The sequence below is a fragment of the Rhodococcus sp. 14-2483-1-1 genome (assembly GCF_002259335.1).
Taxonomy (GTDB): Bacteria; Actinomycetota; Actinomycetes; order Mycobacteriales; family Mycobacteriaceae; genus Rhodococcoides.
Genome location: NZ_NPFX01000023.1, coordinates 276,437 through 290,993, shown reverse-complemented (window position 1 = coordinate 290,993; position 14,557 = coordinate 276,437). Strand labels below are relative to the sequence as shown.

Here is a 14,557-nt window from a genome sequence, read left to right as displayed (position 1 = left end):
AGTACTGCCGGAGACTGGGAGCATGTTCACCTCACCACTTCGCGCAGTCGTCGGCCGTCGTCTCCCGTCCAGGTTGGCTGCCCTCTACGTCGGGCTGTGGCTGTACGGGGCGTCCATGTCCTTGATGATCGCCGGTGGTCTCGGTGTCAATCCCTGGGATGTGTTTCATCAGGGCCTCGAAAGCCACGTCTCGCTCAGCTTCGGAACCATCACCGCGATCACCGGAGTGGCCGTTTTGCTGATGTGGATTCCGCTGCGGCAACGTCCGGGTCTGGGGACCGTGAGCAACGTCGTGATGATCGCAGTGGCCGTCGATGCGACGTCGGCACTGTTGCCGCATCTCGACGGACTCGTGATTCGATCGCTGGCCATGGTGTCGGGAATCGTGGTGAACGCCTTCGCCACGGCCCTGTACATCGGTGCCGGAATGGGCCCGGGCCCACGTGACGGTTTGATGACCGGTCTGGTGGCCAGAACCGGGTGGTCGATCCGGCTCACCCGTACCGGAATCGAGTTGACCGTCGTGCTCACCGGCTGGCTGCTCGGCGGCACGCTGGGGCTGGGAACGGTGCTCTACGCCCTCGGGGTCGGTCCGCTCGTGCAGCTGTTCATGACCTACCTGCCCGCGCTGCGGAACACCAGCACCGCGGAGCCGGCCACCGATATCGTCGAACCTGCCTCCAGCGCAGCCGTATTCGGCGGCACTCCGTCCGGGAACGAGGAGTCGAGTACCGGGACGAACCGGGACGTCGACCAGCTCGGGCAGGCAAGGGTGATCTCAGCGGGTCCGCCCGAGTGGAGGATCAAGAGCGAACTCGCATCGTCGACCTGCCCGCCGTCCGAGTCGTAGGAGCGGACGTCGGAACCGTCGACCCATGCCGTGATCGTGCGTACCGAGTCGTCGTTCCACCGATCCGTATCGAATTCCCTACCGGCAGAGTCGAACCACACCAGGTCCGGTCGACCGGTCGGAGTGGCGCGGCCGGTGAAGAATTCCTGCTGTCTCAGCGTCGGAGCGCTCGCTCGGACACGGAGCAACCGACCGACGAATCGAATCATGTCCTGATCGGCGCTGTTCCAGTCGATTGCCCACGAGTCCTCGATCGGTGCGTCCTGGGGAACGCAGTACGCGTTGTTGTTGCCGGACTGCGTGTGGCCCAGTTCGTCGCCGGCCAGCAGCATCGGCGTGCCTGTCGAGAGGGTCAACGTGGCCAGGAGAGCGCGCACGTGGCGACCACGCGCGTCGAGTACGGACGGATCGTCGGTCTCGCCCTCGACACCGTGGTTGACCGAGGAGTTGTTGTCGGTTCCGTCTCGGTTCTCTTCGCCGTTGGCTCCGTTGTGCTTTCGTTCGTACGACACCAGATCGCGGGCGGTGAATCCGTCGTGTGCGGTGACGAAGTTGATCGACGCCCACGGCAGTCGGCGGCTACTCGCGAACAGATCCTCGGAACCGGCCAGGCGGGAGGCCAGTTCACGGACGCCGTGCTGGCCCGCCCAGAAGCCTCGAACCGTGTCGCGGTAGCGATCGTTCCATTCCGACCACGCCACTCCGAAGTTTCCGACCTGGTAGCCGGCACCGGTAGCGTCCCACGGCTCGGCAATCAGCTTGACCTGGGCCAGAAGGGGATCCACGGCTATCGCGGTCAGTAGCGGTGCGCGAGGATCGAATCGCCAACCACCGGGCCGGCCGAGAGTACTCGCGAGGTCGAACCGGAACCCGTCGACGCCCATCTCGTCGACCCAGTAGCGCAGGCTGTCGCACACCATGCGCACGACCGCGGGCGACGCCGAGTCGAGAGTGTTGCCGCAGCCGGTCAGGTCGACGTCCGATCCGCGGCCGTCGAGAAGGTAGTAGCCGGGAGCATCGAGGCCGCGCCAACTGATCGACGGCCCGTCGACCGAGGACTCGCACGTGTGGTTGTAGACGACGTCGAGGATCACCTCGATCCCCGCGCCGTGCAACGCGTCGACCATGGTGCGGAACTCGTCGACCTCGTCGCCGGGAACGGCGGCGAACCGTGGATCCGGCGCGAAGTACGCCCCCGTCGAGTAACCCCAGTGGTTCCGCATTCCGCGGGCGCGCACACCGGGCTCGGTGAAGGTGGTGTGGACCGGCAGCAGTTCGACGGACGTGATGCCGATACGCGCGAGATGTTCGAGCACCGCGGGGTGAGCGAGTCCCAGGTAGGTGCCGCGAAGATGTTGGGGGACAGCAGGATTACGAGCAGTGAACGATCCCACGTGCAGCTCGTAGAGAACGGTACGGTCCCAGGGCACGGACGGGCGCGCCGGTCGGCCGGCGTGAGCGAGAGGTGCGCGAACCACGGCGAGGGGGAGGTGCCCGAGCGAATCACGAGTGCTCGGCACCCCGAACGGATCGTCTTCGTAGGCCAACAGAGCCGACGGGTCTCCGAATTCTCCGCTGACCTGACGGGCGGAGGGGTCGAGCAGAATCTTCGCACCGTTGAATCGACGCCCCGCGTGCGGATCCCACCGGCCGTGCGCTCGGAAGCCGTATCGGTCACCGGGTCGAACGCCCGGAACGAAGCCGTGTCGAACTCCGAACGTGCTGGTCGTCAGTTCTACTCGCCGTTCGCCGCCCTCGGGATCGATCAGGCACACCTCGACGCCGTCGGCCTCGGGCGCGTGGACTGCAAATTGAGTGCCAGTCGACATCACCGTGGCACCGAGGGGGAACGGTGATCCAGGTGGATTGGAGCCAGTTTCCTGGTCCTCTGTTCGATGGGCGCTGGCGGGCAGATCGTGATTGGGCGACACGCGTGCACATCCTGCCGTGAATGCAGGGTCGATGTGCGGGAAGATAGGCGTCGTGTCTGAACCGGATCCCGACCTGCTCGTAGATTTCACCGATGTCGTCGTTCGCCGAGGTGGTGTGACCTTGGTGGGGCCCGTCACCTGGAAGGTGGAACTGGACGAACGGTGGGTCGTCCTCGGACCGAACGGTGCCGGAAAGACGTCGTTGCTGCGTATCGCGGCAGCCGAGATCCATCCGACATCGGGTGTCGCCCACGTTCTCGGCGAGGTCATGGGCAAAGCCGACGTCTCCGAACTCCGGCCACGGATCGGGTTGTCGTCGTCCTCGCTGGCCCACCGCATTCCGGCCGACGAGCTCGTGTCCGATCTGGTGGTCTCCGCCGGATACTCCGTGCTGGGACGCTGGCGCGAGAAATACGACGCAATCGACACCGAGCGCGCTGTGGAGATGCTGGAAAGTCTCGGTGCCGAGCATCTCGCCACTCGCACCTACGGCACCCTTTCGGAAGGCGAACGCAAGCGGGTTCTGATCGCGCGTGCGTTGATGACCGACCCCGAACTGCTGCTGCTCGACGAGCCTGCGGCGGGTCTCGACCTGGGCGGTCGCGAAGAACTGGTGTCACGTCTTGCCGATATCGCCGCCGACCCGGATTCCCCCGCCACCGTGCTGATCACCCATCACGTCGAGGAAATCCCCCCGGGTTTCAGTCACGCGTTGCTGCTCAAGGAAGGCGGTGTGGTGGCCCAGGGGCTGGTGGACGATGTCATCACCGCGGAGAACCTCACCGAGGCGTTCAGCCAGTCGATCGCGCTCGACCGTGTCGATGGCCGCTTCTTCGCCCGTCGCACTCGGGCTGCCGGGGCGCACCGACGCTAGCGCTGGACCACCCCGATCTCGCTGAGCTGCTCAGCGGTACGTTGCCTTTCATGAGCTCGAACAGTGCTGCCGATCACGTACCTGCGCGTGACGCCTCGACAGTCATCCTGATCCGTGACGGACGCCTCCGTTCCGAGATAGAAGTATTTCTTCTCGAACGGGTGGGCGGAATGGCGTTCGCGGGCGGAATGACGGTATTTCCCGGAGGCGGAGTCGATCCATCGGACGCTGCGGCCGACGTGGGATGGGCAGGTCCACCGCCGACGTGGTGGGCCGAACGCCTCGGAACCGACGAGGGCAAGGCGCAAGCGCTGGTGTGCGCCGCGGCGCGCGAAACGTTCGAGGAGTGCGGTGTACTCCTGGCCGGGTCGGCACCGAATTCCATCGTTGCCGACACTGCTCCGTTCGCCGCCGAGCGAGGTCGACTCGAGCGCCGCGAACTCTCGTTCGCCGAATTTCTCACCGCACACGACCTGGTGCTGCGCTCGGACCTGCTTCGGCCGTGGTCGCACTGGATCACGCCGGTGGGCGAAGCGCGACGGTACGACACCCGGTTCTTCGTCGCAGTGCTTCCGGAAGGCCAGAGGGCGGACGGGGAAACCAGCGAAGCAGCATCGGTGAGTTGGCGTTCGACCGATGATGCATTGGCGGATTGGCGAAAGGGAAACACCATCCTGCTCCCACCGACCTGGAGCCAGTTGGACGCACTGTCTCGGTTCGACACCGTCGCCGACGTTGTCGATCACGAACGTGACATCACCCCGATCCTGCCGATTCTCACCCGTGAGGACGGCGCGGTCCGGGTGATCTTCGACGGGGACGACGCGTACTACGCCGGAACGCGACATACCTGGGCCGATCGCTGAACTGTCGCCGGGTAGCCTTTCGGCCCATGGCTGAGTTCGTGAATCTCGAAGTATCCGACGGTATCGGCACCATCCGCCTGGACCGACCGCCGATGAATGCACTCGATCGTCAGATGCAGGAAGAGATTCGTTCGGCGGCTCGGGAAGCGACCGTGAACACCGACGTCAAGGCTGTCGTCGTCTACGGCGGCGAGAAGGTGTTCGCGGCCGGTGCGGACATCAAGGAGATGGTGGCGCTGTCGGCGGCGGAAATGGCGGAGATCGCCGGAGACCTGCAGTCCGCTCTGGGCTCGCTGAGCACCATCCCCAAGCCGGTCGTCGCTGCGGTGACCGGATACGCGCTCGGCGGTGGACTCGAGGTCGCCCTCGGTGCCGATCGTCGAATTGCCGGAGACAACGCCAAGTTCGGTGTCCCCGAAGTGCTCCTCGGTGTCATTCCCGGCGGCGGTGGCACTCAACGACTCGCGCGGTTGATCGGCCCGAGTCGAGCAAAGGACATGGTCTTCACCGGCCGCTTCGTCGGCGCGGAGGAGGCCCTGCGGATCGGTCTGGTGGACGAGGTGGTGGCCCCCGACGAGGTGTACAACGCGGCGCGGGCGTGGGCCATGCAATTCACCACGGGCGCATCGCGTGCGCTCGCCGCCGCGAAAGCGTCGATCGACCAGGGACTCGACGTCGATCTCACCAACGGCCTTCGGATCGAGGCCCAGCAATTCGCGGCGCTGTTCGCCACCGACGATCGCACGATCGGGATGGAGTCCTTCGTGGCCGACGGCCCGGGCAAAGCGACCTTCACCGGCCGGTGACGCAATCCCCGTCGACCGACGGAGTTGTTTCACGGCTACCGGATAGTAGGCTCGCCTGATGACTGCAAGCCCCCACGACGGTGTGAATCGATCGATCTCCAGTGTGACGGCCCCGGCCGAGGCCGACGACCGGACGGTCGATCCCGCCCCGAACCCGCACGCCACTGCCGAACAGGTCGAGGCCGCGCGATCGGACACCAAACTGGCGCAGGTGCTTTACCACGACTGGGAAGCCGAGACCTACGACGACAAATGGTCGATTTCCTACGACGAGCGCTGCATCGACTACGCCCGCGGAAGGTTCGATCAGGCTGTCTCCGGGGATGCCGACGCGCAGGCCGCTCTGCCGTACGGCCGCGCCTTGGAATTGGGCTGTGGAACCGGTTTCTTCCTGCTCAATCTGATGCAGGCGGGTATTGCCGACAAGGGGTCGGTCACCGACCTGTCACCGGGAATGGTGAAGGTTGCACTGCGTAACGCCGGGCACCTCGGTCTCGACGTGGACGGCCGAGTTGCCGATGCCGAGACCATTCCCTACGACGACAACACCTTCGATCTGGTGGTCGGACACGCTGTGCTGCATCACATCCCGGACGTCGAGCAGTCCTTGCGCGAGGTGTTGCGCGTGCTCAAGCCCGGCGGGCGATTCGTCTTCGCAGGCGAACCCACCACCGTCGGCAACTTCTACGCTCGCTGGCTCGGACGCATCACCTGGGAAACGACCACTCGCGTGACGAAGCTGCCGTTCCTGGCGAGTTGGCGCAAGCCGCAGGAAGAGCTCGACGAGTCTTCGCGAGCCGCTGCGCTCGAGGCCGTCGTCGACCTCCACACATTCGATCCCACCGACCTGGAGAACATCGCGCTGTCGGCCGGTGCCGAGCGCGTGCAGGCGAACACCGAAGAGTTCGCCGCCGCCCTGCTCGGGTGGCCGGTGCGGACCTTCGAGGCTGCCGTTCCGGCGGGCAAGCTGGGCTGGAACTGGGCGAAGTTCGCCTTCGGCGGTTGGAAGACACTGAGCTGGGTCGACGAGAACGTGCTGCAGCACGTGGTGCCGCGCGGGCTGTTCTACAACGTGATGATCACCGGCACCAAACCTGCTCCTCGAGCTTGATCGGCTCGGACCGCCGCAGACTCCGCGCTCGAGTCCGCTAGTGGGCTACGAGTTCACCGGCACCGACCTCGACTTCCTACGAAGCGAGGCCGGTGCCGGAGCTCTTGCTGCGGTCGACGCTCTCGAGCTGAACGCTCGAACCTCGGTGCGCGACACAGCGTCGGTGCGCACTCGCTTCCCCGACCACGCGAGTGCCCTGATCGAAACCGTCACTGTCCGCCGCAAGGCCCGGGTGAAGTTGTTCGAGTCCGATCACTGGCTGGTGACCGACGACGCCGTCCAGCAAGCGACTCCGACACTCGTGGCGCGCAGGCGTGCCGAGCGACTGGCCGGTCGTCGAGTGCACGATGTCACGTGCTCCATCGGCAGTGAACTGGCCGTGCTGGTCGGATCGGCCGAGCTGGCGGTCGGGAGCGATCTCGACCCGATCCGGCTTCGGATGGCCGCACACAACGTGCCTGCTGCCACCCTGCTGCGGGCCGACGCACTGACACCGACGACGCGGGGGACCGTCGTCGTGGCCGATCCCGGCCGCCGAGCGGGCGGGCGGCGACGCCATGATCCGGCAGCGCTGCAACCTCCGCTACCGGAACTGTTCGACGCTTATCGCGGCCGAGATCTGGTCGTCAAATGCGCGCCCGGTCTCGACTTCGTCGCTGTCGATTGGCCCGGCGAGATAGAGGTGGTCTCGCTCGACGGGGGAGTACGCGAAGCCTGCCTGTGGTCGGAAGGGCTCAGCGAGAAGGGTATTCGGCGTCGTGCGGCAGTTCTTCGCTCCGATGGCAGCGCACTGGACATCACCGATGCCGAATCCGACGACATTCCGGTACGGCCGCCAGGGCAGTACATCGTCGACCCCGACGGGGCAGTGGTCAGGGCCGGTCTGGTTCGTCACTACGGTGCCAGATTCGGTCTGTGGCAACTCGATCCGAGAATCGCATACCTGACCGGCGATACGGTACCGGCGGGGGTACGCGGCTTTCGGGTTCTGGAGCAGTCCAAGTTCTCCGAGAAAGTGCTTCGGCAGCAACTGAATCGGATGGACTGCGGCTCGGTCGAGATACTCGTGCGCGGAGTCGACGTGGATCCTGCGATACTGCGGCCCAAGCTCAAGCTTCGCGGAAGCGTCGCACTCTCGGTGGTCATCACCCGCATCGATCGGTCCGCGGTGTCCTTCGTCTGCGCGCCCGGGGCGATCGATCAGCCGGTGTAGGTGAAGATCTCACCCAGGTAGCTCGCGGTGACGACCTGTCCGTCCGGCCCGATGGACGTGCCGACGGTGCCGCCGACGACGTCGGGAACAGGCTGCGAGTCCACCGTGTTGCCGGTAGCCGAATCGAACGTGAGCAGCGCCAGTCCGTCGCCGTCGCGGACGACGGTATGGCCGCGGCCGTCTGCGGATTGTGCTGCTGTTCCCGCTTGTTCGATGTCGTCGCGCACCCACACCCGCTCGACGGAATCGCCTTTGTCGCGCAATCCGACCAAGGTGCCGTCACCGCCGGCGGGGACGATGGTGCCGTCCGCGGCGATCGACGGGGACGCCCCGACTCCGAGTCCGGTGCCCTCGGTCCACTTCTGCCGCCCGTCCGCGGTGTCGAACGCGGTCAACCGGCCGTCGACGTCGGCCACGTAGACCGTCGACCCGTCCTCGGACAGCACCGGAGACGACGCGACCCCTGCGGGCAAGAGGTCCGAGGACCAGCGTTCGGTGAGTCCGGGGGAGCCATCGCGGTTGTATTGCAGTGAAACAAGTTGCGGCGCAATCGAACCCGGACGCCACAGCGTGAGATAGATCGCTCCGGTTGCGGTGTCGACCGCGGGTGCGGCGGGTACGACGCACTCCGACCCTCCCGCACTGCACTCGGCGAGCCCGGTGTCGACCGGCTGAAAATCGGAGTTCGGATCGGTGAGGAAGTTCGGCGTCGGAACGAGGTCGAGGATGGGCACTCGAAGCTGCCCGTTCTGGGTGTCCAGAACGCTGACCTGACCCATCTGGGTCACCGAGAGCACGCTCCCGTCGCCGAGGAACTGAGCCGACTTCGGTACCCCGTACACCGGTGTCCGCCAACGAAGTTGCCCGTGATCGTTGTACGAGTTCATGCCGCCGTCGTCACCGATGTACACGTTGATCGCGGAGTCGACGGTAGGCGTTGCCGTCACGACCGATGGTCCGACGCGATTGCACCAGCGCTTGCGAGCGGAGTCGATCTCGAAGGAGAAGAGGTTGCACCCGGATTCGGTGGCTGCGGTGACGAACATCTGGCCGGTCGAGCCGATGGACACCGGAGAGCTCACGGTCCCGCCGGTGGGCCGGGTCCAGTCCAACGTGAGGGGAGAGTCGACCGACACTGCGGTCGATCCACTGTTGTGCGCGTTCGCGTGGGAGGCGGGCCACGAATCGGGTGAGAGCGGTTCGATGGCAGCGGTGTCGGAACTGCAGCCGCTCAGGGTCACCAGCACAACCGCAGCGGCGAACGCAGTGACCTTTCTGCCGGTCCTGCCGTGGGCACTGACGCCGTGCATCGATCGCTCCCCATGAGGTCTTCCGTGCCCGACGCGGTGCCGGGGCGTCCTGTTCTCCTGCGCCGACTGGCAACAGTCGACAGGCAACCCTAGCCCGCCGACGGGTGCCGGCAGAGAGCGGGCGAACGAGAAACTAGGGTGAACGACCATGACGAGTATGTGGAACGCGCCGCTGCGGACACGCTGGCGCGGGTCGAGACGACGCGATACCGAGCAGGCCCGTTTCCTGACGCGTGCGTCCCTCGATTGGGTGCTCGCGAACAAGGCGTACACGCCCTGGTATCTCGTGCGGTACTACCGACTTGCGAAGTTCAAGATGGCCAATCCGCACGTGATTCTGAGGGGCATGGTGTTTCTCGGCAAGAACGTCGAGATCCACTCCACCCCCGAGCTCTCGCGTCTCGAGATCGGACGCTGGGTACACATCGGCGACGGCAATGCCATTCGATGCCACGAGGGTTCGCTGCGGATCGGTGACAAGGTGGTGTTCGGCAAGGACAACGTCGTCAACACCTACCTCGACATCGAGATCGGCGCGTCGACGCTGGTGGCCGACTGGTGCTACATCTGCGATTTCGATCATCGGATGGACGATGTGAACATGCCCATCAAGGACCAGGGAATCGTGAAGGGGCCCGTGCGAATAGGGCCCGACACCTGGATCGCCGCCAAGGTGACGATTCTGCGTGAGACCAGGATCGGGCGCGGCTGCGTGCTCGGTGCCCATGCCGTGGTCAAGGGCGAGATCCCCGATTACAGCATCGCCGTCGGTGCACCGGCCAAAGTTGTCCGCAACCGTAAGGACGCGTGGGAAGCCGGTGCTGCAGATCGCGCGAAATACATTGCGGCGCTGGAGGATATTGCACGCAAGAAGGCCCTCGGTCAGGCCGAGGCGGCGCGGGAGAGCTGACACCGAGGTGCACGGAACTTCGTCGCCCACTAAGTTCCGTGCACGTCGGGCGGCTCAGGTACGGCCGGGGAGAGCGCGTTCGACTATGTGCGGACGGCCCAGCGGATGGCGAACCTTACGCTTGGCTTCCAGGTAGACCCGCGCCGTCGACTCGGCGACGTGTTTCCAGTCGAAGTCGACATCGAGGCGTTCTCGAGCCGCTACCGCCCGTTCCTGCGCGGCGTCGGCGTTGTCGAGCACCTTCCGCACGGCCGCGGCCAGTCCAGCGACGTCCGCGGGCGCGAAGGACAGACCCGTGACACCGTCGACGATTGCTTCGCCGAGTCCGCCTGCGGTGGACGCGACCAACGGTGTGCCTGCGGCCGCGGCCTCGAGGGCGATGATGCCGAACGGTTCGTATCGGCTCGGCAGGACGATGGCGTCGGCTCCGTGCAGCCAACCGAGCAACTCGGTGTGGTCCAGGTTGCCCAGGAACGACACTGCCCGGCTCACCCGGTGCGTGCGCGCCAGCCCCGCCAACCAAGCGAACTGCGTTCCCTCACCGGCGATGTGCAGAGTGGTGCCCGGGTGGCTGCGCCGAATACGGGGTAGGGCGGCAATTGCGTCCTGGATGCCCTTCTCGTATTCGAGCCGGCCTACGTAGAGCAGCTTCGCGGGCTCGAATCGGGGCTCTCGTCTTCGGAAGCTCCAGGTGGATCCGTCGATTCCGTTGCGAATGATCGAGACTGCCGACTCGGACACACCGAACAACGCGGTCACCTCGTCTCGCATCGACGCCGAGCAGGTGATGACCGCATCCGAGTCGTTGGCCAGCCACCATTCGACGGAATGCACCTGACGGTTGACGGGACCGGAGATCCAGCCACTGTGACGTCCGGCCTCGGTCGCGTGGATGGTCGAGACGAGCGGTACGTCGTAGAACTCGGCCAGAGCGATAGCGGGGTGCGCAACGAGCCAGTCGTGGGCGTGGACGACGTCGGGCTGCCAGCCCTCGCCCAGCCCCGGCTTACCCAGCGCGACACCGGCCCGGACCATCGCATGACCCATCGCGAGGGTCCACGCGAGCATGTCTTCCCCGAAGACGAAGTGAGCCGGGTCCTCCGCGACGGCAACGACGAGCACGCCGTCCTCGATGTGATGCGAGGTCGGGTGCGTGGCGGCGTCGGTTCCGGTGGGTCGACGCGACAGGACGACGACCTCGTGTCCGCAGCGGACCAGCTCGGTCGCCAGGTGATGGACGTGGCGACCGAGTCCGCCTACCACCACGGGTGGGTATTCCCACGACACCATCAGAATCTTCATCGACGTCCCCCTGCAGTTTCAGGCTCGCTGCCACTGTGCGCACCGGGTAGGCGGCGCGCGTCCAACGCGGGGAACAATCCGTCCGCGCGGTTCCACTGCCTCGCCAGTTCGGCCGCCCGGGTTGTCGAACCGCCGACGGCCGCGGCAGCGATCTCGCGCAGAGCGTGCGCGTGGACGTGCGCGCGTTCCCGCGCATAACCGGCGGCGGAGTCCTTGCTGACCATGAATGCCCAGTCGCTGGCCACTGCCATCAGTGTCTCACGCAGTATCTGATCGCTGACCCGATTGCGTAGTTCCGGCCCACCGTTGCTGGGTCGGTGCTCCCGAGCGGAATCGACGGCGTCGAGCGCGGTCCGGGAGACCTCGGAATTGAGCGCAACCAGGTCGGCGACATCGTCTCCTGCCCACACTCGCCAGTCCTTGCCCGATCCCCACGAGGAATCCTGCAGTTCGAGCGGTGCACCGACATACCCCTGCTCGCGTGCGTCGTTCAGCGTGCCGACGGTGATTCCGGCGGCCGGGAGTGCGCGCATGAGCTTCTCCAACCACTGAGGGCCCTCGTGCCACCAGTGTCCGAACAACTCGGTGTCGAATGCGGCCACGACCAGAGCTCCACGGCCGATCCGATCCGATTCCGAGACCAGGCGTCGACGAACCACCTCCACGAAGTCTTCGACGTGGCGATCCACCGTTGCCGCAGCCCGTGCGGGATCGTAGGGAGCCTTGTCGTTCGAGGCGACCGTGCGGCCGGTGACTCGGGCGGGTTTGAGACCGGTGTCGTGATCGTAGGTGTGGAAGTCCCGATAGGCACCGTGTCCCGGATAACCCGATTTGGGTGACCAGACGCGATAGCTGACCGGAAGATCTCGGCCGAACGCGACGACGTCCGAATCCCACACCGGCCTGCCGAGGGAGGTGTCACCGCGCATTGCGGGGCCGTCGACCATGAAGTGCGAGACCCCGGCCGCCGCGTACTCGGTTTCCATGCCAGGTGTGAAGCCGCATTCCGGTGCCCAGATGCCCGACGGGGCGGTGCCCCAGCGTGCGCGAGCGTCCAGCAGGCCCTCTCGGAGGGAGAATTCACGCAGACGCGGATGGAGCAGTGGCTGGAACGGGTGCGCGAGCGGGCCGCCCAACAACTCGACCGTCCCGGCGTCGAGCAGCGGCCGAAGCACCGCGGAGCCGCCATGTCGCCACCGGGTCTCGAATTGTTGGAGGGCAGCGGCCGCACCTCGGTGTTCGCGAACGGACAGCGCGCGATCGGCGGCTTCGTGGGCGCGCAATTGCCAATTTCCGAGCCAGTGATGCATACCCGACAGGCAGTGTGGATCGTCGAGTTGGGCGGCCAGAACCGGGGTGACACCGAGCGACAGCACATCGGTGTGTCCGTCGTCGGCCAGTCGCTCGAGGGCCGCGGTGAGCGGCAGGTAGCAGTCGGCCCACGACTGGTACAGCCATTCCTCGCCGACGGGCCATCTGCCGTGATTGGCGAGCCAGGGGAGGTGGGAGTGCAGCACCAGAGAGAACATGCCCGGCACGGTGGTGCCGGATGTCACCCGATCACCGAACTCGAGCTCTTGTTGGCGATTGCAACCAGGTCGAGGCTCTCGTCGATGCGGTCGGCGGCGATCTCGAAGTCGTCGATCGTGATCGCCGCGACGTCCTCGGCAAGCTCGGTCGGCCACGGCTCGCCCGCCAGAGCCCGTTCGATCTGCGCGTCGATGAAGGAGCCACCGTGTTTGGCATCGAGGGCGGCCAACGTACTGCCGTGTCGGACCCCGGTGAGTTGGGTTACCTCGAGGCGAGCGTCGACGAGAAGTTCGGTCAGCTCGGCGGCGTCGAGTTCGCGGGTGTGGAACGGGTTGAGCGGTGTGTCGCGGCCCGGCGAGAACGTGATTCGGTTGGGTGTGCTGATCAGGAGCGTCCCGCCGGGTTTCAGAATCCGGTGCACTTCGGCGAGGAACGCGCCTTGGTCCCACAGGTGCTCGATCACTTGGAAGTTGACGACGACGTCGACGGTGGAATCCGCGAACGGAAGGCGGTCGAGGTTGCCGCGCAGCATTGTCACCCGGGGGTAACGCGCACGCACGTGCGTGGCCGCAGAGGCGTCGTAGTCGAGACCGATGACATGCGTTGCAACGTCGGCAATCATGTTGGCTCCGTAGCCTTCTCCCGATCCGGCCTCGAGTACGGTGCAGTCTCGGCACCGCTCGACCAGAGCTCGATAGACCACCTCGTGTCGGCGGAACCAGTAGTTCTCCTCGGCGATACCCGGCACTGTTCTCTCGCCGGTGAGGGGGAGTGGTTCCGGTACCGGTGCCTGAGCCGAAGAATCGTTCACCGACGGAAGGTTAGTGGAGGCGTAGGAGAGGTAAGCCAACGTGGTCTCCGTAACAGTCGGGGCGCAGATGTATGGTCGGACGGACGAGGAGGTAAGTTACCCATGAGTAACTACGGTGAGGTAACCTCGTCCCAGGCCGTAGAACTGCACCACCAGAACTGCACGAACCGTTAGAACACTCACGATCAGCAGAACATGACCAGGAGGTCGACGCAGACCCATGACGAACATCGTTGTTTTGATCAAGCAGGTTCCAGACACGTGGTCCGAGCGCAAGCTCACCGACGGTGACTACACCCTCGATCGCGAGGCCGCCGACGCCGTCCTCGACGAGATCAACGAGCGGGCCGTCGAAGAGGCATTGCTCATCAAGGAAGCCCAGGGCGGTGAGGTCAAGGTGCTGTCCGCGGGCCCCGATCGCGCCACCGATGCGATTCGCAAGGCGCTGTCGATGGGTGCAGACAGTGCAGTGCACCTCAACGACCCGAGCCTGCACGGCTCCGACGCCATCCAGACCGGGTACGCCCTGGCTGCGGCGTTGGGCAACGTCGCATTCGAGAACGACGAGCCGGCCGATCTCATCATCGCCGGCAACGAGGCCACCGACGGACGCACCGGTGCAGTCCCCGCGATCATTGCCGAATACCTGCAGATCCCGGCACTGACGCAGCTGCGTAAGCTCACCGTCGCCGACGGCAAGGTCACCGGCGAGCGCGAGACCGACGAGGGCATCTTCGGCCTCGAAGCCACGCTGCCCGCCATCGTGAGCGTCACCGAGAAGATCAACGAGCCCCGGTTCCCGTCCTTCAAGGGCATCATGGCCGCCAAGAAGAAGACGGTGCAGACCATCACGTTGGCCGACATCGGTGTCGAGGACGGCATCGTCGGAGTCGACAATGCGGGCACGACGGTTACCTCGTCGACCCCCAAGCCTCCCAAGACTGCCGGCGAGCGGCTCACCGACGAGGGCGACGGCGGCGACAAGATCGCCACCTACCTCGTAGGCCAGAAGATCATCTGATCCCGCCCCACCGAGCAATCGA

12 protein-coding genes and 1 pseudogene are annotated in these 14,557 nt (G+C 65.7%); 8 read left to right on the top strand and 5 right to left on the bottom strand.

Annotated elements, in window-relative coordinates; genetic code table 11:
• Positions 1-22: 22 nt before the first annotated feature.
• Positions 23-673: pseudogene (locus CH294_RS24655) on the top strand (membrane protein); the annotation flags it as partial.
• On the opposite strand, the gene glgX reads toward CH294_RS24655, so the two are convergent.
• Positions 616-2,763 carry a glycogen debranching protein GlgX gene (gene glgX, locus CH294_RS24650; protein WP_094739332.1) on the bottom strand — a complete coding sequence of 716 codons (2,148 nt, stop codon included), beginning with the start codon at positions 2,761-2,763 and terminating at the stop codon, positions 616-618. The pseudogene CH294_RS24655 and the gene glgX overlap by 58 nt on opposite strands.
• A 49-nt stretch (positions 2,764-2,812) precedes the next feature.
• Between glgX and CH294_RS24645 the strand changes: the two genes are divergently transcribed.
• From CH294_RS24645 to CH294_RS24625, 5 genes are read left to right on the top strand one after another with little or no spacing between them, the layout of a single operon-like run.
• Positions 2,813-3,655: an ABC transporter ATP-binding protein gene (locus tag CH294_RS24645; protein ID WP_032403580.1), complete on the top strand. Its 843-nt coding sequence runs from the start codon at positions 2,813-2,815 to the stop codon at positions 3,653-3,655.
• Positions 3,656-3,705: 50 nt separating this feature from the next.
• The gene (locus tag CH294_RS24640) at positions 3,706-4,521 is read left to right on the top strand and encodes an NUDIX hydrolase (protein WP_094739275.1); all 816 of its coding nucleotides are present in this window, start codon (positions 3,706-3,708) and stop codon (positions 4,519-4,521) included.
• Between the two features lie 26 nt (positions 4,522-4,547).
• Positions 4,548-5,327 (top strand): enoyl-CoA hydratase-related protein, encoded by a 780-nt coding sequence (locus CH294_RS24635; protein ID WP_032403128.1) that lies wholly within the window; start codon positions 4,548-4,550, stop codon positions 5,325-5,327.
• A gap of 58 nt (positions 5,328-5,385) precedes the next feature.
• On the top strand, positions 5,386-6,438 hold the full coding sequence (locus CH294_RS24630; RefSeq protein ID WP_032403129.1) for a class I SAM-dependent methyltransferase: 1,053 nt from the start codon (positions 5,386-5,388) through the stop codon (positions 6,436-6,438).
• Between the two features lie 40 nt (positions 6,439-6,478).
• Entirely contained in the window at positions 6,479-7,651 is a 1,173-nt protein-coding gene (locus tag CH294_RS24625) for an SAM-dependent methyltransferase (protein ID WP_094739274.1), read from the top strand.
• Here the strand turns inward: CH294_RS24625 and CH294_RS24620 are convergent.
• Positions 7,639-8,961, bottom strand: coding sequence for a PQQ-binding-like beta-propeller repeat protein (locus tag CH294_RS24620; protein WP_094739273.1), 1,323 nt, complete (start codon positions 8,959-8,961; stop codon positions 7,639-7,641). The two genes, CH294_RS24625 and CH294_RS24620, sit on opposite strands and share 13 nt — an antisense overlap.
• Positions 8,962-9,109: 148 nt before the next feature.
• Here CH294_RS24620 and CH294_RS24615 point away from each other — a divergent pair, with 148 nt between their 5' ends.
• A complete protein-coding gene (locus CH294_RS24615; protein ID WP_032403132.1) occupies positions 9,110-9,871 on the top strand; it encodes an acyltransferase in 762 nt (253 codons plus the stop codon).
• A 54-nt stretch (positions 9,872-9,925) separates the two neighbouring features.
• Here CH294_RS24615 and CH294_RS24610 read toward each other — a convergent pair whose 3' ends face one another.
• Genes CH294_RS24610 through CH294_RS24600 form a run of 3 tightly spaced genes read right to left on the bottom strand, consistent with a single transcriptional unit; the run spans position 9,926 to position 13,514 of the window.
• Positions 9,926-11,173 (bottom strand): glycosyltransferase family 4 protein, encoded by a 1,248-nt coding sequence (locus CH294_RS24610; protein ID WP_094705098.1) that lies wholly within the window; start codon positions 11,171-11,173, stop codon positions 9,926-9,928.
• Complete coding sequence (locus CH294_RS24605; RefSeq protein WP_094739331.1) at positions 11,170-12,702, bottom strand: glycoside hydrolase family 57 protein; 1,533 nt, start codon at positions 12,700-12,702, stop codon at positions 11,170-11,172. Before CH294_RS24605 ends, CH294_RS24610 begins: the two co-directional genes overlap by 4 nt.
• A 23-nt stretch (positions 12,703-12,725) precedes the next feature.
• On the bottom strand, positions 12,726-13,514 hold the full coding sequence (locus CH294_RS24600) for a class I SAM-dependent methyltransferase (RefSeq protein ID WP_080734605.1): 789 nt from the start codon (positions 13,512-13,514) through the stop codon (positions 12,726-12,728).
• A gap of 220 nt (positions 13,515-13,734) precedes the next feature.
• Between CH294_RS24600 and CH294_RS24595 the strand changes: the two genes are divergently transcribed.
• Positions 13,735-14,535 carry an electron transfer flavoprotein subunit beta/FixA family protein gene (locus tag CH294_RS24595; RefSeq protein ID WP_032376980.1) on the top strand — a complete coding sequence of 267 codons (801 nt, stop codon included), beginning with the start codon at positions 13,735-13,737 and terminating at the stop codon, positions 14,533-14,535.
• Positions 14,536-14,557: the final 22 nt, after the last annotated feature.